General features: G+C 65.4%; 17 protein-coding genes. 7 read left to right on the top strand and 10 right to left on the bottom strand.

Translation table 11 applies throughout. The features are described 5' to 3' along the window. Window positions 1-4: 4 nt before the first annotated feature. Window positions 5-1,324 carry an amino acid permease gene (locus AC3WJD_RS03525; protein ID WP_492744555.1) on the top strand — a complete coding sequence of 440 codons (1,320 nt, stop codon included), beginning with the start codon at window positions 5-7 and terminating at the stop codon, window positions 1,322-1,324. Window positions 1,325-1,346: 22 nt separating this feature from the next. On the opposite strand, the gene AC3WJD_RS03520 is transcribed toward AC3WJD_RS03525, so the two are convergent. From AC3WJD_RS03520 to AC3WJD_RS03500, 5 genes are all read right to left on the bottom strand, one after another. Further along, complete coding sequence (locus AC3WJD_RS03520; protein WP_492744554.1) at window positions 1,347-1,694, bottom strand: RidA family protein; 348 nt, start codon at window positions 1,692-1,694, stop codon at window positions 1,347-1,349. A 190-nt stretch (window positions 1,695-1,884) separates the two neighbouring features. Then, window positions 1,885-2,742, bottom strand: a complete 858-nt coding sequence (locus tag AC3WJD_RS03515; protein WP_492744552.1) for a sigma-70 family RNA polymerase sigma factor — start codon at window positions 2,740-2,742, stop codon at window positions 1,885-1,887. Then, window positions 2,742-3,200, bottom strand: a complete 459-nt coding sequence (locus AC3WJD_RS03510; protein WP_492744551.1) for a carboxymuconolactone decarboxylase family protein — start codon at window positions 3,198-3,200, stop codon at window positions 2,742-2,744. Before AC3WJD_RS03510 ends, AC3WJD_RS03515 begins: the two co-directional genes overlap by 1 nt. Before the next feature lie 111 nt (window positions 3,201-3,311). Further along, window positions 3,312-4,922: a phytoene desaturase family protein gene (locus tag AC3WJD_RS03505; protein WP_492744549.1), complete on the bottom strand. Its 1,611-nt coding sequence runs from the start codon at window positions 4,920-4,922 to the stop codon at window positions 3,312-3,314. A gap of 105 nt (window positions 4,923-5,027) precedes the next feature. Then, the gene (locus tag AC3WJD_RS03500; RefSeq protein WP_492744548.1) at window positions 5,028-6,218 is read right to left on the bottom strand and encodes an aromatic ring-hydroxylating oxygenase subunit alpha; all 1,191 of its coding nucleotides are present in this window, start codon (window positions 6,216-6,218) and stop codon (window positions 5,028-5,030) included. 68 nt (window positions 6,219-6,286) lie between these two features. Here AC3WJD_RS03500 and betI point away from each other — a divergent pair, with 68 nt between their 5' ends. Then, window positions 6,287-6,904: a transcriptional regulator BetI gene (gene betI, locus AC3WJD_RS03495; protein WP_492744546.1), complete on the top strand. Its 618-nt coding sequence runs from the start codon at window positions 6,287-6,289 to the stop codon at window positions 6,902-6,904. 78 nt (window positions 6,905-6,982) lie between these two features. Beyond that, complete coding sequence (locus AC3WJD_RS03490; RefSeq protein ID WP_492744544.1) at window positions 6,983-8,038, top strand: alpha/beta hydrolase; 1,056 nt, start codon at window positions 6,983-6,985, stop codon at window positions 8,036-8,038. A 4-nt stretch (window positions 8,039-8,042) separates the two neighbouring features. Here AC3WJD_RS03490 and AC3WJD_RS03485 read toward each other — a convergent pair whose 3' ends face one another. Continuing rightward, complete coding sequence (locus AC3WJD_RS03485; protein WP_492744543.1) at window positions 8,043-9,443, bottom strand: M20/M25/M40 family metallo-hydrolase; 1,401 nt, start codon at window positions 9,441-9,443, stop codon at window positions 8,043-8,045. 273 nt (window positions 9,444-9,716) lie between these two features. On the opposite strand from AC3WJD_RS03485, the gene AC3WJD_RS03480 reads away from it, so the two are divergent. After that, window positions 9,717-10,052 carry a hypothetical protein gene (locus AC3WJD_RS03480; protein ID WP_492744541.1) on the top strand — a complete coding sequence of 112 codons (336 nt, stop codon included), beginning with the start codon at window positions 9,717-9,719 and terminating at the stop codon, window positions 10,050-10,052. A 12-nt stretch (window positions 10,053-10,064) separates the two neighbouring features. Here AC3WJD_RS03480 and AC3WJD_RS03475 read toward each other — a convergent pair whose 3' ends face one another. Next, the gene (locus AC3WJD_RS03475; protein ID WP_492744539.1) at window positions 10,065-10,520 is read right to left on the bottom strand and encodes a MarR family winged helix-turn-helix transcriptional regulator; all 456 of its coding nucleotides are present in this window, start codon (window positions 10,518-10,520) and stop codon (window positions 10,065-10,067) included. Window positions 10,521-10,691: 171 nt separating this feature from the next. On the opposite strand from AC3WJD_RS03475, the gene AC3WJD_RS03470 reads away from it, so the two are divergent. The 3 genes from AC3WJD_RS03470 to pip all read left to right on the top strand — a co-directional run bounded on the left by AC3WJD_RS03470 (window position 10,692) and on the right by pip (window position 13,888). Continuing rightward, on the top strand, window positions 10,692-11,114 hold the full coding sequence (locus tag AC3WJD_RS03470; protein ID WP_492744537.1) for an organic hydroperoxide resistance protein: 423 nt from the start codon (window positions 10,692-10,694) through the stop codon (window positions 11,112-11,114). Between the two features lie 109 nt (window positions 11,115-11,223). Next, window positions 11,224-12,891 carry an MFS transporter gene (locus tag AC3WJD_RS03465; RefSeq protein WP_492744594.1) on the top strand — a complete coding sequence of 556 codons (1,668 nt, stop codon included), beginning with the start codon at window positions 11,224-11,226 and terminating at the stop codon, window positions 12,889-12,891. A 43-nt stretch (window positions 12,892-12,934) separates the two neighbouring features. After that, window positions 12,935-13,888, top strand: a complete 954-nt coding sequence (pip, locus tag AC3WJD_RS03460; protein ID WP_492744535.1) for a prolyl aminopeptidase — start codon at window positions 12,935-12,937, stop codon at window positions 13,886-13,888. 26 nt (window positions 13,889-13,914) lie between these two features. Here the strand turns inward: pip and AC3WJD_RS03455 are convergent, their stop codons facing one another. The 3 genes from AC3WJD_RS03455 to AC3WJD_RS03445 form a co-directional block, all read right to left on the bottom strand. Continuing rightward, on the bottom strand, window positions 13,915-15,114 hold the full coding sequence (locus tag AC3WJD_RS03455) for a serine hydrolase domain-containing protein (protein ID WP_492744533.1): 1,200 nt from the start codon (window positions 15,112-15,114) through the stop codon (window positions 13,915-13,917). 148 nt (window positions 15,115-15,262) lie between these two features. Continuing rightward, entirely contained in the window at window positions 15,263-17,218 is a 1,956-nt protein-coding gene (locus AC3WJD_RS03450) for a hybrid sensor histidine kinase/response regulator (RefSeq protein WP_492744531.1), read from the bottom strand. Between the two features lie 106 nt (window positions 17,219-17,324). Next, complete coding sequence (locus AC3WJD_RS03445) at window positions 17,325-20,336, bottom strand: EAL domain-containing protein (RefSeq protein WP_492744529.1); 3,012 nt, start codon at window positions 20,334-20,336, stop codon at window positions 17,325-17,327. Between the last annotated feature and the right edge of the window lie 264 nt (window positions 20,337-20,600).

Genomic DNA, 20,600 nt, shown 5'->3' with positions numbered 1-20,600 from the left:
TGCGATGAATCGCCCCGCCCCTGCCCGCGCGCTTGGCTTCTGGATGTGCCTCGCGCTTGTCATGGGCAACATGATCGGCTCGGGCGTCTTCCTGCTCCCGGCAAGCCTCGCGCCCTATGGCTGGAACGCGCTGTTCGGCTGGATCTTCACGATCGGCGGCGCGCTCTGCCTAGCGCATGTGCTGTCGCGGCTATCGTCCGCGCTGCCCCATGCGGGCGGCCCCTACGGCTTCGTCCATGCCGCCTTCGGGCCCTTGCCCGCCTTCGTCATGGGGCTGAGCTACTGGATTTCGGTCTGGGTCGCCAATGCGGCGATCGCGATCGCGGCGGTCAGCGCGCTCAGCATCTTCGCACCGGGTATCACGAAGATATCGGGACTGCCCGCGCTGCTCGCCGCGGGCCTGCTCTGGACGGTGACGCTGATCAACCTGCGCGGCGCCCGGTCGGCCGGGTGGTTCCAGCTCGTGACGACCGTGCTCAAGCTGCTCCCGCTGATCGCGGTCGTCGTCATCGCGATGCTCGTCGGCTCGGGCGTCGAGAGCGCAGAAATCGCTCCTTTCCGCCCCGCCGACATCTCGCCTTCGGCGATCACCGCCACCGCAGCCCTGACGCTCTGGGCGATGCTGGGTTTCGAATGCGCCGCGGTGCCGCAGGGCAAGGTCGACAATCCTGCGGTCACGATCCCGCGCGCGACGATGATCGGCACGCTGCTTGTCGGCCTGCTCTACATCCTGGTCTGTTCGGCGGTCACGCTGATGCTGCCCGCGGCGCAGGTCGCTGAGTCCAATGCACCCTTCGCCGACTTCATCGCGCGCTACTGGGGGCCGCAGCCCGCGCTCTTCGTCGCACTGTTCGTCGCAATCGCGGCAATCGGCGCACTGAACGGCTGGGTGCTGATGCAGGGCGAGGTCGCCTTGTCGATGGCGCGCGCAGGCAGCTTTCCGCGCTGGTTCGCCAGGACCGACGCGCGCGACACCCCGGTGCGCGCGCTGCTTGTCTCGAGCGCGCTCGTCAGCGTGCTCATCTACATGAACTATGACCGCTCGATGGCGAGCCTGTTCACCTTCATGGCGCTGCTCTCCACGGCCTCGGCGCTCGTGCTCTATCTCTTCTGCGCGCTGGCGAGCCTCAGGCTCGCGCAGCGGGGCGCCATACCGCGCTCGGCTAACTTCACGATCATCGCGGGGCTGGGCGCGCTCTACTCGCTCTGGACCTTCTATGGCGCGGGCATAGAAGCGAGCGGGCTGATCCTGCTCCTGCTCGGGCTCGGCATTCCGGTCTATTTCCTGACAAGGCGGTGGTGCGGCGACACCGTACCTGCGTGACCCGCCACACCGTCACCCGCGCCTAGTCGCGCGCGGCGATCGCGATGATCTCGACCTTGTAGTCGGGGGTGGCGAGCTTCGCCTCGCCTGTGGCGCGCGCAGGTGCGTACTTACCGTCGACCCATGCATCCCAGACCGCGTTCATCTCGGCAAAGTCCGCCATGTCGGCAAGCCAGATCGTCGCGGAGAGAAGCTTCGACTTGTCGCTGCCTGCCTCGGCCAGCAGCGCCTCGATCTGCGCGAGGATGGTCCGGGTCTGCGCGGTCACGCTCTCGCCGGGCGCGCCGACCTGGCCCGCGAGATAGATGGTGTTGCCGTGGACGACGGCCTGGCTCATGCGGGCGCCCGATTCAATGCGGCGAATGGTCATGATGCTTGCTCCTGTGCTGCGTTGATCGGCGCGACGTAGACCATTTTCGAGATGAGCGTGCACGCTCATCGACTCGGAAAATGGTCTAGTTCAATTTGATAGAGTATTTTCAGACGGAAAACCGGTTCCCCCATTTCCTGAATATGCTCTAGCGCCTGGCAGCAGGATCGGAAGCCTCAATCGGTGTCGATCAGTGGAGATGCCGCAGCTTGTCCGGGTTGCGGACGACATAGATCGCCGCGACCTTGCCGTTCTCGATCTCGAGCGCGGTGGTCTGGAGCTCGCCATCGGCCTCGCGCGTGACGAAGCCGGGCAGCCCGTTGATCAGGCCCGCATGGACGAGCTCGGAACCGTGCTTGACGAAAAACACCGCAAGCCCCTTGTGCAGCTTCATCACATGGTCGAAGCCCAGTACCGGTTCGGGCACGGCCAGGCGTTTGCCACCGCCATCGGCATGCAGGCTGACATCGGCCGCGAGTATCGCGCCGAGCGCGGTCATGTCGCCGCTGCGCGAGGCGGCAAAAAAGGCGCTGGCGATCTCGAGCCCGCGCTGTTTCTCGACCTCGAAGCGCGGACGCGCTTCCCGGACATGCGCGCGCGCACGCGCGGCCAGCTGACGGCACGCCGCGGGATCGCGCCGGATCGTTGCCGCGACTTCCTCGAAATCCTGGCCGAACACGTCGTGAAGCAGGAACGCGGCCCGCTCGAGCGGCGACAGACGCTCGAGCGCAAGCATCAGCGGCAGCGTAACATCGTCGCCCTCGTCCTCCTCCACAATCGGATCGGGAAGCCAGGGGCCTACATAGGTTTCGCGCTGGTGCCGCGCAGACTTGAGCTGGTCCAGACACAGGCGCGTCACCGTCCTGCGCAGGAAGGCCTCGGGCTCGCGCACCGCGGCACGGTCGACCTTCATCCAGCGGATGAAGGCCTCCTGCACCACATCCTCGGCGTCCGCGACCGAACCGAGCATGCGATAGGCAACACGTGTGAGCCTGGGGCGCAGCGGGCACAAGCTCGTCGCCGCGTCCAGCTGCGCCCCGTCCGTCATTATGCTGCCGCCTTGGCCGCGGCAGGCTCCATCCACAGGTCGAAGCCCACCGCCATGCGGTTCCAGCCATTGATGACGTTGATCATCACCGTAAGATTCACCTGCTCCTCCTCGCTGAACTGGGCCTTCAGCGCCTCATAGGCGGCTTCATGCGTGTGCCCTTGCGACAGCCGAGTCAATGCCTCGGTCCAGCCGAGCGCCGCACGTTCGCGATCGGTATAGCACGGCGCCTCCTGCCACGCCGAGAGCAGGTAGATGCGCTGTTCGGTCTCGCCCTTCGCGCGCGCCTCGACGGTGTGCATGTTGATGCAGTTGGCGCAGCCGTTGATCTGCGAAGCCCGGATCTTGACGAGCTCGATGAGGCTGGGCTCGAGGCTCGCGGCGGCAGCGAGCGAGGTGTTGAACCAGCTCTTCATCAGCTGGGGCGAGGCGGCAAAGGGATCGAGCTTGGCAGTCATGGTTCCGGTTCCTTTCATGGGTTCCGATGACATGACGAGCCAGCTTCGGCGCGTGTGACATGCGCACGAAAAAAATCGAATAACTTTGCCGCGGCCTCGTCCGCCCTGTTGTCAGGCGCGCCGCAGCATGCGCCCGAAGAAGCTGCGATCCGCCAGGATCTCGTGCGCCGCATTGTGCCCGGGCGCGCCGGTCACCCCGCCGCCGGGATGGGTCCCCGCGCCGCACATGTAGAGCCCCCTTACGGGCCCGCGATAGGATCCGTGCCCAAGCACAGGCCGTGCGGCCCAAAGCTGGTCCAGCGACATGTTGCCGTGCATGATGTCGCCGCCGACCAGCCCGAACTTGCGCTCGAGCCCCTTGGGGCTGAGGATCATCCGCCCGACGATCGAGGCGCGGAAACCCGGTGCATAATGCTCGACGGTGTCGATGATCGTGTCGGCCGCGGCGCCCTCTTCCTGATCCCAGTCACGGTCATCGGGAAGCTCGGGCGCGAACTGCTGGCAGAACAGGCTCGCGACATGCTGGCCTTTGGGGGCGAGGCTGTCGTCCACCGTTGAGGGGATCAGCATCTCGACGATCGGCTTCTTCGACCAGCCATGCGCCTTCGCATCGACGAACGCCTGATCCATGTAATCGAGCGTTGGCGCAATGATGATGCCCGACTGGTGATGCTCGCCGGGCTCGGGCAGGCAGGTGAAGCGCGGCAGTTCACTGAGCGCGACATTCATGCGGAAGGTGCCCGATCCCGCCTTGAACGCCTTGATGCGCTTCAGGAACTCGGGTCCCACGTCGCCCGCGTCCATCATCCGCTCGTAGAGCAACTTGGGCCCCACATTGGCGGCGACGATATCGGCCATCACCTCCTCGCCGGTCGCGAGCTTGACGCCCACCGCCTTGCCGCCATCGACGAGCACCTTCTCGACGGGCGCCTCGAGGCTGATCTCGACGCCCGCGGCCTGGCAGACCTTGGCCATCGCCTGCGTGATCGCGCCCATGCCGCCGACCGAATGACCCCAGGCACCCTTCTTGCCGTTCACCTCGCCAAAGACGTGGTGGAGGAGCACATAGGCGCTGCCCGGCGTGTCGGGGCTGGCATAGTTGCCGACGACCGCGTCGAAACCGAAGGCGGCCTTGACCGCCTCGCTCTCGAACCAGCTGTCGAGGAAGGTGCGCGCGGATTTCACGAACAGGTCGAGCACGTCGCGCTGCTGCTCGATCGGCATCTTCGCGAGCCGGCGTCCCTGCCGTGCGCCGTCGAGCAGCGTCTTTAGGCCGTCGCCGACGTTTGGCGGCGCCTTCAACGCGAGGTCGCGCAGCACCTCGGCGACATTCTCGAGCGCGTCGTAATAGGCGGGGAGCGCCTTGGCGTCATGCTCGGAGAAGCGCCGGAACTCCGCCTGCGTCCGCTCGAGCCCGCCGCCGAGCTTGAGATAGCCGCCATCCTCCTGCGGGAAAAAGTTGGAGATCGGGCGCTCGATCACACGATAGCCGTGATCGACGAGCTTCATGTCGCGGATCACCTTGGGCTGGAGCAGGCTGACGGTGTAGCTCGCCACCGAATTCCTGAATCCCGGATGGAATTCCTCGGTCACCGCCGCGCCGCCCACGGTATCGCGGCGCTCGACGATGCGGACCTTGAGGCCGGCCTTTGCGAGATAGAAGGCGCAGACAAGGCCGTTATGCCCTGCCCCGATGATGACGGCGTCGTATTTCTTGCTCACGTTCTTTTCAGTTCCTCTCCGTGTCATTCCCGCGAAAGCGGGAATCCAGACGATGTCCGGGACCGTGCAAGGCCCGCTGGGTCCCCGCTTTCGCGGGGATGACACCTAGGTTGCTGCCGTAATGCTCGCACGATGGCTCCAGCCCGGCGCGGGCGCGCGGTGCAGGCGCGCCTCGGGGATCAGCTCGCGCGTCTTGCGGCAGAAGGCGCGCAGACAGACCTCGCTCTCGCCAAGCGGGCCGACGGTATAGCTCTGCGACATCATGCCCTGCTGCACGCGCGTGATCAGCTCGGTGTCCTCGGTATTGACCTGCCGGTTGATCCGCCAGTTGAGGTAGCGCGCGGCCTTCATCTCGCGGCGCTCGTCGGGGAGCGCATAGCTGATCTCGCGGATCATCGTCTCGGTGGGCGAGACGGGGATGAACTGCATGAAATCGACCTGGTCGGGATAGATGTCGAAGGCGACATTCGGCCACAGCTTGAAATAGAGCCACAGCCGCTGGTGATCCTCGGGCAGGTGATCCACGCGCGGCAGGATCTTCTGGTACATGCGTTCCGAAAGATTGGCCGAGGGGCGATCGATCAGCGCACCCCACATGCGGTCGACATGCTCCTCGGCCTCGACGCCATAGCCGCGCCCGAACAGCCGCGTCAGCCCCGGATGCGCAACGGGGATGTGCAGCCCGTCCGAATAATTGTCGGCGACGTTCTTCCAGTTGACCTTGCGCGGGCGCATCGTCACGCGGCCCAGCGCCTTCAGCTCGCCGAACCGATAGGGCGCAACCCTGTCCTCATAGGGCGCCATCATGCTCGCAACCGAAGGCCCGCCGCCTTCCAGCCGAACGAAGATGAAGCCCTGCCAGATCTCAAGCTCGACCGGGGCGAGCCCATTGTCCGCCATCACCAGCGTCGGATATTCGCTCTTGCCCGGAACGCCCGTTAGCCGCCCGTCGAGCGCATAGGTCCAGGCGTGATAGGGGCAGATCAGCTTCTTCGCGCAGCCCGAGGAGCCGTCGACCAGTTTCGAAGCACGATGGCGGCAGACATTGGTGAAGGCGCGCACCTCGCGGTCCTCGCCGCGGATGACGAGGATGCTTTCGCCCAGATACTCCAGCGTGTGCCAGTCGCCGACATTGGGCACGTCGTTCACATGGCACACGACCTGCCAGCTCGGCCGCATCATCCGCGCCATCTCGACCTGGAAATATTCGGGGTCGTGATAGATCCAGGCGGGCAGGCTCCAGCCCTCGTCGGGATCGATATTGGGACGGGCTTCTGCAAATGCGGGCTGTGCCATGGCGACTCCTTGTTATACGATCGTATAACAGCGTGACGAACCGCGCAACTGCCGTTATCGTGCCAACGATGCTCGACCAAAGCCGTGCCAGCTTCACCCGCGAAAGCGCCGACCAGCGTCGGCAGGCGTTGATCGACGCCGCCGCCGCATGCCTCGCCGAAAAGGGCGTTTCGGGAACCTCGGTGCGGACGATCTGCGCGCGCGCGGGTGTCTCACCCGGGCTGCTGCGCCATTATTTCGCGGGCGTGGATGCGCTGATCGCCGAAACCTATCGCGAGGTGACGCAGCGCGTGGCGGACACCTTCACCGCCGCCGTGGCCAGTGCCGGCGACGATCCGCGCGCACGATTGATCGCCTATGTCACCGCGAGCTTCCGCCCGCCGATCACCAACCCCTCATTGCTCGCGACCTGGCTCGCCTTCTGGAGCCTGGTCAAGACCGATACCGCGATCGCCGCAATCCACGGCGACACCTATCGCGCCTATCGCCATGACCTCGAGGAGATGCTGGTGACTTGCGGAATGACGACGGCCGAGGCGGGGCCCGTCGCGATCGCGCTCACGGCGCTGGTCGACGGGCTGTGGCTCGAACTCTCGCTCGATCCCACCACCTTCACCCCCGATCAGGCGTGCGCGATGGCGGTGCGCTGGCTGGATACCCTGCTTGAACGCCCGGCGTTCGGATGACCGGAGCGCCGGGCCTGTATCCCGGCGCATGAAATCGATATCATCGCCGCTTCAGAGCATGTTGAATGAGGGATGCCGATGACGGGGATGCACGTAACGCGCGCTGCGATATTTCTGGCGGCGCTGCTCGCAATGCCGGCAGGCGCCCGGCCCGGCGCCGAACCTCGTGTGACGATCCCGCGCACCGAGCTGCCGGCCAGCACGTTCATGAGCCCTGAGGCGAAAAGCCAACTCGCGAAGATTCTCGCACATCCCGACCCGCCCTTTCCCGACATCGCCGCCGCGCGCGAATATTACGGCAGATTCAATGACGACCGGCTCGCCGAGATGCGCCGTCATTTCGGAGTGAAGATGGAGCGGGCGCAGCTCGGCGGCGTGAACGTCGATGTGGTTATCCCGCAAGACGGTATGGCCGAGCGCCATCGCCGCCAAGTGCTGATCAACGTCCATGGCGGCGCCTTCATGTGGGGTGCGGGGAGCGGCGCGCTGGTTGAGGCGATCCCGATCGCAGCGACGGGCAGATACAAGGTGGTGACGGTCGACTATCGCCTCGCGCCAGAGCACAATTTCCCGGCGGCATCAGACGATGTCGTCGCGGTCTATCGCGCGCTGCTCAGGGAGCATCGGCCGGAAGACATCGGCATCTATGGCTGCTCGGCGGGCGGCATGCTTACCGCGCAGACGGTCGCACAACTGATCCGGCTTGACCTCCCGGTCCCTGGCGCGATCGGCAGCTTCTGCGGCTCGGGGATCGAATTCACCGGCGATTCAGCCTGGCTGGCCCAGCTCGCGATGGGGCAGCCACCAATGACCGATACCGCCTCGGCGACCTCCTACCTCAAAGGCGTGCCGGCCAATGATGCGACAGCCTATCCCGCGACGTCTCCGGCGATCCTCGCACGCTTCCCGCCCACACTGCTGCTGGCGGGCAGCCGCGATTTCGCGGCGAGTGCGGTCTCGACGATGCACCGACGATTGATCGCCGCGGGAGCGGACGCACAGCTCGTGCTCTTCGATGGACTCTGGCACGCCTTCATCGTTTATCCCGACGTGCCGGAAGCGCGCGAAGCCTATCAGATCATCACGCGCTTCTTCGACGACAGGCTAGGCAAGCGGGCTGGACGCCGCCGTTGATCTCTCAGCGGCTCCCCAGCTCGGTCAGCACCGAATGCCACTGGCCGAGCGCCTCGGGGATCGTCGCCGTCGGCACGCGCTCGTTGAGTCCGTGTGCAAAGCCATCCTCGGCGCGCATGAAGAGGCTTGCGACGCCGTAGCTCGGCACGCCCTGCGCGCGGAAATGCAGGCTGTCGGTCGCGCCCGCCGACATGTTGGGCGTCACCGCAAGACCCGGATAGCGCGCATGCACCGCCCTGGTCACCGCGCCCACCACATCCGAACGCAGCGGCGAGGCGTCGCTCGCCGTCGGATCGTCGAGCACCGTGATCTTCGCACTCGGATCGGCGAGCACCCTGGTCAGCTCGGCTTTGATCGCGTCGATCGAGGTGCCGGGAAAGATGCGGCAGTTGATGTTGGCGGTCGCGCGCTGCGGCAGCGCGTTCTGCGCGTGCCCGCCATTGACCATCGTCGCGACGCAGGTTGTGCGGATCTGCCCGACATATTCGGGCTTGGATGCGATGACCTCGGCGGCCGCGCTGTCAGCGGGATTGGCGGCATAACGCGCCATCGCCGCGCCCAGCTCGCCGCCGACCTGATTGCTTGCCGCGGTCAGCGAAGCCTTGGTCAGCTCGTTGGCCATATTGGGGAATTTATATTCGGCCAGACGCTCGAGCGCACGCGACAGCCGATAGATCGGGTTGGTCGGCGTCGGCGTGCTCGAATGGCCGCCCGCATCGGTGATCGCGACCTCGAAATCAGCATAGGATTTCTCGCCCGCCTGGAGCGCGTAGAACAGCGGCTTGCCCGCCTCGCTGAGCAGCCCGCCGCCGCCGTCGCCATTGAGCGCCATCTCGGCGCCCTTGAACTTCTGTGCGAGCGCGCGCGTCGTCGTCATCGAGGTTTCCTCGTCGCCCGAGAGCGCGAGGACGATGTCGCGCCTGGGCTTGAAGCCCTCCTTCTTCAGCCGCGCCATCGTCGCGACCATCATCGTGACGTCGTACTTGTTGTCCTCGGCGCCGCGCCCGAAGATATAGCCATTCTCCTCGACCGCGGTGAAGGGATCGCGCGTCCAGTCGGCCGCCTTGGCCTCGACCACGTCCATATGACCGAGCAGCACGATCGGCTTGGCGCGCGTCGTGCCCTTGAGCGTCGCGACCAGCGTTGCGGTCTCGCCCATCGGCGTGATCTCGATGTCGCTGTCGGCATAGCCCGCGGCCTTGAGCACCGACGCGAGATAGGTGGCATAGGCGGGCACCTGGCCCTGCCCTTCCACCGTGCGGAAGCCGACACCCTTTTTCAGCATCTCCTTGGCTTCGGCCGCCTGCGCCGCGGAAGCAGGCTTGGCGACAGCCGGCCCGTGTGCGCCGGCTGCGAGGATGAGCGCCAATACCAACGCAGTGCCCGTCCGAAACCCTTTAGTCATTCCTGCCTCCTTGTCCTTGAGCGGACCTTGTGTTCGCAGTCCGGGTCGCTGGCAAGAGGGGTTTGCGGATCGGTCAGTCGCCCTGGTCGGGCGATGCCCCCAACAGCTCGAGGCCCTTTTGCACGCTGCACCACTGGCGAAAGAGGTGGATCGCATAGTCGAGATGCGCGCCGCATTGTGCGCCGACCGCATCGAGGCAGTGCCTGCTCCATCGCGATCATCGTGGCGGCGGCGGGAGTCATCAGGTCGAACGGCTTGGCGGGAAGCAAGGGGGTGTTCAATCTCAATCCTCATCCTCGATCGAGCGGAGCACGCGCCGCCGAGTGCGCTGAGCGTCAGCGCGCCTTCGCCATGCTCCTCGGCAAGGCCGAGGCACACCAGCAGCGCAATCTCCTCGCCGATCCGATCGCTCATCGTCTCGCGCAGGTTGATCGGCGCGATCAGCGCGCCGTCCCGGCACTGTCCGGCGGCGGCGAGCAGCACCAGCCCGAGATGCGTGACCACGATCGCACGCGGGGCATCGCCAGGGCCGCCAACGCTGATCCGCATCGCCCCGCCGCCCTCGGAAATGCGGGCCGCTGCGATATGCAGTACATCCCGCCCGTTTAGGCTGCCGCGCAGTCAGCCCGCGGCAGCCTCGAGCATCTTGTCGCGCACCCCGAGCATTTCCTCCTTGAGCCGCGTCAATGTTTCGGCGTCGCAGCCCGTTGCGCAGAGCAGCGCGGCGGGAAAGTCTTTCGCGGTTTCGCGCATTGCCCACCCCTTTTCGGTCAGCCGAACGCGTACCTGGCGCTCATCGTCGGGGTTGCGTTCGCGGCTCACGATTCCCGCCGCCTCCAGCCGCTTGAGCAACGGGGTCAGTGTGCTCGAATCGAGCAGCAGCTTCTCGCCGATCTCGCCGACGCTGCGGTCATCGGTTTCCCAGAGGACGAGCAGCACCAGATATTGCGGATAGGTGATGCCGAGCCCGTCGAGCAGCGGCTTGTAGGTCCGATTGAGCGCATGCGCGGTCGAATAGACCGCGAAGCAGAACTGAGCGTCGAGCGTCATCATCGTGTCGCGTGGGGTCGTGGCCATGAGAATCTCCTGGCCAACATATAAGCACGATTAGATCGCGCGCAAATATATCGCTCAAAGCAAATCCTGAGACGTCGATAGATATTTTTCTTTTGCGCGATTAGATCGCGCACGATATAAAAGCCCCAGCAGCCGAGTCCCCCTTTCTCGGTCCCCATAAGGAGAACACGCATGAAGACGCTCTACACGACTGAGGCCACCTCGACCGGCGGTCGGACCGGGTCATCGCGCACCGCCGACGGCGCGCTCGAGGTCACGCTGACCACCCCCAAGGAGCTCGGCGGACCGGGCGGCGAGGGCAACAACCCAGAGCAGCTCTTCGCCGCGGGCTATTCGGCGTGCTTCCTCGGCGCGATCAAGTTCGTCGCCGCGCAGAAGAAGGTGAAGGTCGCTGACGACAGCACCGTCACTGCGACCGTCGGCATCGGCCCCCGCGACGATGGACAGGGGTTCGGCCTCGATGTCGCGCTCGCGATCAGCCTGCCGGGGATCGACCGTGCGGCCGCACAGGAGATCGTCGATCACGCGCACATCGTCTGCCCCTACAGCCATGCGACGCGCGGCGGGCTCGACGTCCGCATCTCGCTCGTCTGAGGCGTTACACGCGAAAATCTGGCCGGCCGGGCGCGCTCCCGGCCGGCTTTGGCGCGCAGGGCGCAAATATTGCTTGGCCTTGCGCGCGCTTGACGGCATCGCTCTTGGCATGGCGACGATCGACACGTCCCGCTCAGCGACGCTGGCTTCCTTTCGGCATCCCGTCTTCAAGACGGTGTGGATCGCGAGCCTTGCGTCCAATTTCGGCGGGCTGATCCAGTCGGTCGGCGCGTCGTGGATGATGACCTCGATCTCGGGCTCGGCGGACATGATCGCGCTCGTCCAGGCATCAACGACATTGCCGATCATGCTGCTCTCGCTCGCCGCCGGCGCGCTCGCCGACAATTTCGACCGGCGCCGGATCATGCTCATCGCGCAGGGTTTCATGCTCGCCGTCTCGCTTGCGCTGGCGGGGTGCGCTTGGGCGGGCTGGATCTCGCCATGGCTGCTGCTGGGCTTCACTTTTCTGATCGGCTGCGGCAGCGCGCTCAACGGCCCCGCCTGGCAGGCTTCGGTTGGTGATATGGTGCCGCGCGCCGATCTGCCCGGCGCGGTCGCGCTCAATTCCATGGGCTTCAACATCGCGCGCAGCCTCGGCCCCGCGCTGGGCGGTGCGATCGTCGCCGCCGCGGGCGCCGCCGCAGCCTTTGCGGTCAATGCGGTGAGCTATGTCGGGTTGATCGCTGTGCTCGCGCGTTGGAAGCCCGCGCTCGCCCCGCGGCGACTTCCGCCCGAATCGCTCGGCGTCGCGATGGCGGCGGGGGTTCGTTATGTCGCGATGTCGCCGGGCATTCGTGCGGTGCTCATGCGCAGCGCGATCTTCGGGATCGGTGCGAGTGCGGTGCCCGCATTGATGCCGCTGATGGCGCGCGATTTGGTCGGCGGTGGCGCGCTCGTCTATGGCGTGCTGCTCGGCGCCTTCGGCCTCGGCGCGGTCGCCGGCGCCTTTGCCAGCGGACGCCTGCGCAGCCGCATGTCCAACGAGGCGCTCGCGCGATCCGCGACAATTCTGTTTGGCCTTGCAGGCGCGGTCAGCGGGATCAGCGAGCTGGCCCCGGTGACCATCGCCGCGCTGCTGTTGGCGGGGGCAAGCTGGGTGCTCACGCTGTCGACCTTCAACGTCACCGTCCAGCTCTCCGCGCCGCGCTGGGTCGTCGCCCGCGCGCTATCGCTTTACCAGATGGCGGCCTTTGGCGGCATGGCGCTCGGCAGCTGGGTCTGGGGCGAGACCGCTGACCTCAAGGGCGTGGGGATTGCGCTCGGCGGCGCCGCGCTCGTCCAGTTGCTCGGGCTGGTCGCGGGCTTCTGGTTTACGCTTCCGCAGACAGGCGATCTCAATCTCGACCTGCGCAGCTGGACCGAACCCGAGACCGCAGTTCCGATAGAGCCGCGCAGCGGCCCCGTCGTCGTCACGATCGAATATCGCATCGCGCAGGACGACATTGTCGAGTTCCTGACGGTGATGGCCGAGCGCCGTCGCATCCGCCGCCGCGACGGTGCGCGCCACTGGACGCTGCTGCGTGACCTGGGCGATCCCGAGCTGTGGATCGAACGCTATCACACCCCGACCTGGCTCGATTACGTCCGCCACAACCAGCGCCGCACGCAGACCGATGCGGCCAATAGCGAAAGGTTGCTCGCGCTGCACCGCGGCGCCGCCAAGCCTGTCGTCCACCGCATGATCGAGCGCCAGACCGGCTCGCTGCCCGCGACAGGCCGCGCGCCCGGCGCGCGCGAAATGGCCGACCCGCTGACCGATCCGACACGCGGCGCCTGATCGCGGCTTGCACGCCCCCGGGGGCGCGGGCATGTTCGCAGGCATGACAAAGATGCCGCGCTCGCTCTATCCCGAAATCGAACCCTATGCCTCAGGCCATCTCGACGTCGGCGACGGACATCGCGTCTATTGGGAGATGTGCGGCAATTCCGAAGGCAAGCCCGCGGTGTTTCTCCATGGCGGCCCAGGGGGCGGTTGCACCCCCACGCACCGCCGACTGTTCGATCCCGCGCGCTACAATGTACTGCTCTTCGACCAGCGCGGCTGCGGCCGCTCGACCCCGCATGCCGAGCTTGAGGCCAACACCACCTGGCACCTCGTTTCAGACATCGAGAAATTGCGGGAAATGGCGGGTGTCGACCAATGGCTCGTCTTCGGCGGGTCCTGGGGTTCGACGCTGGCGCTGGCCTATGCCGAGACGCACCCCGAGCGCACCAGTGCGCTCGTGCTGCGCGGCATCTTCGCAATCCGCCGCGCCGAGATCGCCTGGTATTATCAGGAGGGCGCGTCGTGGATCTTCCCCGACAAATGGGAGAAGTTCCTTGCACCCATCCCCGAGGCCGAACGCGGCGCACTGGTCGAAGCCTATCGCAAACGGCTGACGCATCCCGATCGCGCCGTGAAGCTCGAGGCCGCGCGCGCATGGAGCCAGTGGGAGGGCGGCACGATCACCTTGATGCCCAACCCGGAGCTGACAGACTCCTTTGGCGAGGACGATTTCGCGATCGCCTTTGCGCGCATCGAGAATCATTATTTCGTCCACGAAGGCTGGCTTGAGCCCGAACAGCTCATCCGCGATGCGCACAAGCTCAAGGGCATTCCCGGCGTGATCATCCAGGGTCGCTACGACGTGGCGACCCCGGTCAGGACCGCCTGGGACCTCCACCGCGCCTGGCCCGAAGCCGATTTCCACCTGATCGATGCTGCGGGCCATGCCTTTGACGAACCCGGCATCCTCGACAGGCTGATCGAGGCGACCGACCGTTTCGCGGACTGAAGGGCTTCGGTTCCTCGCGAGCGCCTCTAAGCGAGCGCCTCGCGGAGCGCATCAAAGGCATTGGCATGGATCAGGTCGGTGTAGCTGTTGCTCGCCACGGGATGCGAACCCGTGCGAATCACTGCCAGCCCGCTGCCGGGTTCGAGATAGATGCGCTGACCGAACACGCCGAGGGCAGACAGACTGCCATAGCCCTCGTGATTGACCCACCATTGGCTGCGATATGAGCCTCCGGGCCGCGTCGGGAATCCCGCAGCGTCAAACATGGCGCGGTCGCCCCCCACCGCGATATTGTCGAGCGCGGCCGGCGGGATCGCGAGCCGTCCGTCGATCCATCCGCCATCGAGCAGCATCAGCGCGACGCGCGCAAGATCGCGCGCGGTAGCATTGAGCCCTGCCCCCGCTATCTCATGCCCCGCAGTGTCGAGCAGGATCTGCGCGTTATCCGCGCATCCCGCGGGCCGCCAGATCCGGTCTCCGAGCAGCTTGGTCAGCGACTGTCCTGTCGCACGCAACAGGATCCAGCCAAGCACATCGGCGACGGGCGTACGATAGCGGAACTGCATGCCCGGCGGCGCGGCGCGCGTCGTAAACCGCTTGAGCGCCTCGAATACGCCGCCCAGGCCCGATTGCGGTGTCCAATAGGCTGCCGAATAGCGGTGCACATCGGCGTCCAGGTTCACATAATCCTCGTCGAAGGCGACGCCGTCGGTCATGTCGAGGATCTGGCGGACGGTGCATCCCGCAAAGGCCGTCGCCCCGAGCTCGGGCACATGGCGTTCGACCAGGCTTTCGGCGTCGAGTTCGCGCTGCGCGATCAGGATCTCGGCCAGCAGCCCAAAAAAGGACTTGGTCACCGAGAACAGCAGGTGCGGCGTCTCCGCGGTCATGCCATTTGCGTAATATTCGAAGGCGAGCCCACCGCGGTGAAGCACGAGGAAGGCATCGGTGTAGGTGCGTTCGAGGAATTCGGCCCAGCCTATCGAGCGGCCTTCTTCATCGGCAAAGCGGATCGCCGAAAGATCGCGCCAGCCCTCCTCCAGGATACGCGGCGCGCTGCTGCGCCGGATCATGCGCGATGGAACCAGCTCGCGCGCATGCTGGAATGCCCAGCGCGAATAGGGATAGGTCCGCCAGTTGTCGCGCGTCACGCGAAGCTCGGGCGGCACATCTGCGTCGGGGCCGATCCCCGCAACGGGCCAGTCGAGGGGCGGTGGCAGCTTCATCCGTCGCCATGGATAAACGCAAACCCCCGCGCTTTCCTAGCGTCCGCCCGGAAAAAGCCGCCGCTGTTGCGCGCGCAACACACCTGGCTCATCGGACCTGTCGCATATGTTTGGCTCGACGCCCTCGGCAGATCATCCGCACCCTGGCCTAACGCCCTCCGACCGGTTCGGTCAGGGCCGCGGTCGAGACCGCGAGCGCCCGTGCAAGGTCTGTCTGATTGAAGGGCTTTTGGAGCTTGAGGAACTTCGCATGGCAATCATCAGGCAACTCACCATAGCCCGTGGCGAGGATCGCGGGAATGTCGGGGCGCTCTGCCCTGACGGCATCGATCAGTTCGATGCCCGTTACCCGCGGCATGGCCTGGTCGGTCACGATCAGGTCGATTTCGGGATGAATATGGAACAGGTCGAGCGCTTCCTCCGCCGAGCCTGCCTCATATGCCACATGCCCCAGATCCTCGAGCAGCGCAGCGGTATTCATGAGCACGAGCGCGTCGTCGTCCACCGCCAGAACGTGAAGCGATCGTCCCGCGGCGGGCGGTTCTTCAGCCGTATCCTGCTCCGCCACGGGCATCGGATCGACCGCCGCTGGAAGCCAGAGCTCGGCGGTCGTGCCCTTGCCGACAGCACTGGCGAGAACGAACGTGCCGCCCAGTTGCTCGGCAAGGCCGTGGGTCATCGAAAGCCCAAGTCCCGTGCCCTTTCCCACGCCCTTGGTGGTGAAAAAGGGCTCGGTTGCGCGCGCCAGCGTCTTTGCGTCCATGCCGATGCCGGGATCGATGACGCGCAACGCCACATAATGCCCGGGTGACAGGCCGTGCAAGCGTTCCGGACCGACATGACGATCCTGCGCCGAGACCGTGATCATCCCGCCATCGGGCATCGCATCGCGCGCATTGACCACGAGATTGACGAGCGCCATCTCAAGTTGATTGGAATCGGCTTTCACATTGCTCAGATTGAGCGGGAGCCGGACCTCGATGGACCAGACCGGGCCGAGCGAGCGCTGGAGCAGATCGGTCATGCCGTGGACAAGCCCGGCTATCGCGACGCGTTCGGGATTGAGATTCTGGCGGCGCGCAAAGGCCAGCATACGCTGCGTGAGCGCCGCCCCTCGTTCCGCACCCATCACCGCATTGTCCAGCATCCGCTCCATCTGCGCATCGGGCGGCAGGCGCTTTCTCAGCAGCGCGAGACTGCTGAGGATGGCCATCAGCAGATTGTTGAAGTCATGCGCGATCCCACCGGTAAGTTGCCCGATCGCGTCCATCTTCTGGGACTGGAAGAGCTGTTCGCGCGCGGTTTGGAGCGCGAGTTGCGCTTCGACGCGCTCCGTCTCGTCGCGCGTGATCTTGGCATAGCCTATCACCCTGCCTGAATCGTCGCGGATCGGATCGATGACCACGCTCGCCCTGAAACGGCTGCCGTCGCGGCGCAGCCGCCACCCTTCCTCGGCATAATGCCCTTCGCGTTCGGCCGTTCTGAGCGCGCGTGCGGGCGCGCCTGCTTTTCGATCCTCCTCCGGATAAAAGCGCGAAAAATGCTCGCCGATGATCTCTTCGGCCGCATAGCCCGTGATCCGTTGCGCACCCGGATTCCAGCTCGACACGCGGCCGTCGACATCGAGCATGTAAATCGCATAATCGGTAACGCTCTGGACGAGCAGTCGAAACAGCTCCTCTTGCGCGCGCAACTCGCCCTCTGCACGCTTGCGCTCGGTCAGATCACGCGTGATCTTGGCATAGCCCACCAGCGTCCCGTCCGAGTCAATGACAGGGTCGATAACCACATGCGCCCAGAATCGTTCGCCGTTCTTGCGAACCCTCCAGCCCTCCTGTTCGAATTTGCCCTCGCGCGCAGCAATCGTCAGCGCGCGCTCCGGGAGCCCTGCTGCGCGATCCTCATCGGTATAGAATCGGGAGAAATGCTGGCCGACAATCTCGGCCGCCTTGTAACCCTTGAACTTCTGCGCTCCTGCGTTCCAGTTCGTTACGCGCCCACCGATGTCGAGCAAGTAGATTGCATAGTCGGTGATTGCGTCGACCAGTAGCCTGTAGCGACCGTCCTCCGTCAGCAAAGCCAGGAAGCGATCAGGCTGGTCCATGATAACTGATCTCCCCGCAAGCGCGAGCTCGAAGCAGTGGTTCTGACAAAACCTGCCGGCATTAAAAAAGTTGCTTTCGGCGCGGGTTAAGGGGGTGAACTCCGGATCACCAGTCGCCGCCGCAATGCCGCAGATCATGGAGGCTGACATTGGGCAGGCCGGCCTTGCGCCGGGCGGCGTCCCAGCTTCCGAAGATCGATTGATAGGGTTTGCGGGTGCGCGGGTTGACGATGACGTGGCTGCAATCCTCCCAACGCGGCAGCTGGCGGATGATGTCCACCGCGGCCGGCGACAGCGAAACCTGGCCGACCTCGCCCGATTGCGCCGGCGGGATCCGCCAGAGGCGCTTTTCGAGATCTACATCGTCCCACTGCGCGTCCAGTATCTCACGCACGCGAAGGTTGGTCGAAAGCAACAGGGCGATGATGAACTTGAGCTGGGGATTGTGGCTGGCGCGCGCGGCCGTGCGCAGCCGTTCCACCTCCTCGGTGGTCAGTGCATGTTCGCGACCGGCGGCCTTGCCCGTGGAGACACGCAGGATCGGGTTGAGCTCGGCGCCGGGCACCCCCCAGCGCTTCGCCAGCGTGAACATATAGTGAAGGACACCGCGTAGCCGGCTGGCGGTCGCCGGGCCGTGTCCGCCCGCCTCGATCGTGGTGGAGAGCCAGCGGGCGACGTCGGAGCGGGCGACCTCGTCGAGGCGGAAGCGACCAAATTTCGGGAGGATATGATCACGCAGGCACGCCTGCTGGATCGCATGGGTGCGCTGATGGCCCGCGAGGTGATCGAGATAGCGCTGCGCAAACTGCTCGATAGTCGGGATGGCGCGGCGATCGTCACTGCCGACGCCGCCAGGACCGTCGACAGACGGAAACGGCGCGGGCCCGCCGCCGGCAGCCCCTGCACCTTGACCCGGGCCCAGGACGCCGATGCCCGGAATTACGGGTGGAGGCAGCGGTGGCGCGACGAGTCCCAGTCCCAATTTGCCCATGAGTTGTTCGATCGTCGGCGCGTCCGCCTCGCTCCACAATTGCGTGGCGCGGGCATGGCCCGCGGCGGAGAGGCCGACGATACCCAGCATGTAGGGAGAGGCACGGTGGCTTGTGCACAGGCCGCCATTACCGTCGCTCACCATCGGCAGGCCGAATGCAATACCAAGCTGCCGCTTGTGAAGGCGGCGGACCGTGGCCACGGCGAGCTGGCCGTCCCCGAAATCGAGGACGAGTTCGGTACCCAGCGGGACATCTATCAACCCCTCGATCAGCGCCCCGGTTTCGGAGAGATTGCGGATCAGGACCGGGTAATAATAATTGCGGAGGATCGCGCCGGCCTTGCGATACAAGGATTGCCGATCGCTGCGTTGTTTCGCGGGGCCGGACGGCGGGATGGTCCACGCGCCGCTTTCCAGTCGCCCGGTCAGCTCGTCGCTGTCGATCGCCTTGCTATAGACATAGCCCTGGACGTGACTGACGCGGAGCTGGCGGATCAGATCGAGCTGGTCGAGCGATTCAATGCCTTCGGCAGTCGTCTCCATGTCGAGTGCCTCGGCCAGCGCCACGATGGCCGCGATGATCGCGCCGTTGCGCGATCCCGGCGCGGTTACTCCGCGGACGAAACTCTGGTCGATCTTGATCTTGTCGAACGGCGCCGTCTTCAGATAGCCGAGCGAGGAATAGCCGGTGCCGAAATCATCGAGCGCGAGGCGGACCCCGATATTCTTCAACGTGGCGAACATGTCGTCTGTTTCGGCGGATTCGCTCAGGAAAACGCCCTCGGTCAATTCGAGCTCGAGCCGATGGGCGGGTAGGCCGGATGTAGCGAGCGCCGACAGGACGATCTTGGGCAGCGATTCATTGGTGAACTGGAGCGGCGAGACGTTGACCGCGACGCGTAACTCGCCGGGCCATTGGGCGGCATCCTCGCACGCCTTGCGCAGAACCCATTCGCCCAAGGGTTCGATCAGGTTCGCTTCCTCGGCGATCGGGATGAACAAGGCGGGCGAGATCAGGCCGCGTTCGGGATGGTGCCAGCGGATCAGCGCCTCGACGCCGGTGACGCAGTTGTTCCCGGCGTTGACGATAGGCTGGTAGAACAGCTTGATCTCGCCTCTGGCGAGCGCATCGCGCAGATCCTCTTCGAGCAGGCGCTTGTCCTCGGCCGCCTGCAGCAGATCGCTTGAGAAGAAGCGGAAACGGCCGCGCCCCCCGGATTTTGCGGCATAGAGCGCGAGATCGACATTGCGGATCAACTCCTCGCTTGAGCTGCCGTCCACCGGGGCGACCGCGACGCCGATCGACGCACCGATGATGCAGCGGCTGCCTTGCACAGAATAAGGTTGCGAGAGGCTGGCGATGATCTCGGTCGCCAGATCGCCGAGATAGCCGCGATGAGCGCTGTCGGGGAGGATGATCTGGAACTCGTCGCCGCCGAGGCGGAAGACCTTTTTCGTGTCGCCGATGATCCTGAGCAGCCGTTCGCTGACCTGCTTCAGGAGCGCGTCGCCCGCGGGATGGCCGAGCGTGTCGTTGACCTGCTTGAAGCGATCGAGATCGATGAGGAGGACGGCGCAGGGCTGCCTGAGCTGATCGAGCGCAAGCAGGCTCGTTTCCAGCGCCTTTGACATGCACAGCCGGTTGGGCAGGCCGGTCAGAGAGTCATACAGGGCAAGCTGCGACGCCTGCTCCGAGGAGCGGCGCTGCTCGGTGACGTCGACCGCGGAGCCCCTGTAGCCGGCGAAGTCACCCGCCTTGTCAAATTGCGGGGAGCCGGAGACCATCCACCAACGATCGATCTTCGCATTGGCCGCGCGCAGCATCAGCTTGTCGAAGCCCGAGCGCCTGGTCATGGTGAAGGCAAGCGTGCGCCCGCCGCCCGCGCCGTCATCGGCGTGGACGAAATGATCGGTGAACGCCGATCCGATGATATCGCCGGGATCGCCGCCCAGTGTCGCAGACATACTGTCGGTCAAATAGGTCAGGCGGCCGGCATGATCGGTGGACCAGAACCAGCCCTGGCTCATTTCCTCGAAGGTGCGCAGCAGAAGCAGCGCTTCGTCGACATTGCCGCGCTTATCCGCCCCCCAGCTCGCTGTCGCGCGCGCGCCCTGCAAGAAACGCATTCTGCCCATTGCACGCTTCCGCCAAGTCTGATCCCCATTTTCTTCTTAGTCATTCGTGCTTGCCGAAGCGTAAACGGACAGGACGACTCCTTGACGATGCTCGGCGCGGCGCTCGTGTTGGGTAGACCGCCACCGCTTGAAATCAATTGAACTGCCCCGGGGTGTGCGCGCTGACACCTATACTGATGGCGGCTGCAGCCTCGACCACAGAACGGCTTACACCCATTCTCACCGTCGATATCCTTGCGCGCCAAAGGCACGATC

This window comes from Sphingobium sp. FW306-1B-F04DB (genome assembly GCF_058781925.1).
This window is presented reverse-complemented; position numbering and strand designations above follow the sequence as displayed.

What these genes read in the sequence shown, in the direction of transcription:
- AC3WJD_RS03510 (WP_492744551.1), bottom strand. Translation starts at nt 3,200, where the DNA reads ATGACTGCCAAGCTCGATCCCTTTGCCGCCTCGCCCCAGCTGATGAAG.
- AC3WJD_RS03490 (WP_492744544.1), top strand. Translation starts at nt 6,983, where the DNA reads ATGACGGGGATGCACGTAACGCGCGCTGCGATATTTCTGGCGGCGCTG.
- AC3WJD_RS03475 (WP_492744539.1), bottom strand. Translation starts at nt 10,520, where the DNA reads ATGGCCACGACCCCACGCGACACGATGATGACGCTCGACGCTCAGTTC.
- AC3WJD_RS03450 (WP_492744531.1), bottom strand. Translation starts at nt 17,218, where the DNA reads ATGGACCAGCCTGATCGCTTCCTGGCTTTGCTGACGGAGGACGGTCGC.
- AC3WJD_RS03520 (WP_492744554.1), bottom strand. Translation starts at nt 1,694, where the DNA reads ATGACCATTCGCCGCATTGAATCGGGCGCCCGCATGAGCCAGGCCGTC.
- AC3WJD_RS03445 (WP_492744529.1), bottom strand. Translation starts at nt 20,336, where the DNA reads ATGCGTTTCTTGCAGGGCGCGCGCGCGACAGCGAGCTGGGGGGCGGAT.
- AC3WJD_RS03515 (WP_492744552.1), bottom strand. Translation starts at nt 2,742, where the DNA reads ATGACGGACGGGGCGCAGCTGGACGCGGCGACGAGCTTGTGCCCGCTG.
- AC3WJD_RS03500 (WP_492744548.1), bottom strand. Translation starts at nt 6,218, where the DNA reads ATGGCACAGCCCGCATTTGCAGAAGCCCGTCCCAATATCGATCCCGAC.
- AC3WJD_RS03465 (WP_492744594.1), top strand. Translation starts at nt 11,224, where the DNA reads ATGGCGACGATCGACACGTCCCGCTCAGCGACGCTGGCTTCCTTTCGG.
- AC3WJD_RS03470 (WP_492744537.1), top strand. Translation starts at nt 10,692, where the DNA reads ATGAAGACGCTCTACACGACTGAGGCCACCTCGACCGGCGGTCGGACC.
- AC3WJD_RS03455 (WP_492744533.1), bottom strand. Translation starts at nt 15,114, where the DNA reads ATGAAGCTGCCACCGCCCCTCGACTGGCCCGTTGCGGGGATCGGCCCC.
- AC3WJD_RS03525 (WP_492744555.1), top strand. Translation starts at nt 5, where the DNA reads ATGAATCGCCCCGCCCCTGCCCGCGCGCTTGGCTTCTGGATGTGCCTC.
- AC3WJD_RS03485 (WP_492744543.1), bottom strand. Translation starts at nt 9,443, where the DNA reads ATGACTAAAGGGTTTCGGACGGGCACTGCGTTGGTATTGGCGCTCATC.
- betI (WP_492744546.1), top strand. Translation starts at nt 6,287, where the DNA reads ATGCTCGACCAAAGCCGTGCCAGCTTCACCCGCGAAAGCGCCGACCAG.
- pip (WP_492744535.1), top strand. Translation starts at nt 12,935, where the DNA reads ATGACAAAGATGCCGCGCTCGCTCTATCCCGAAATCGAACCCTATGCC.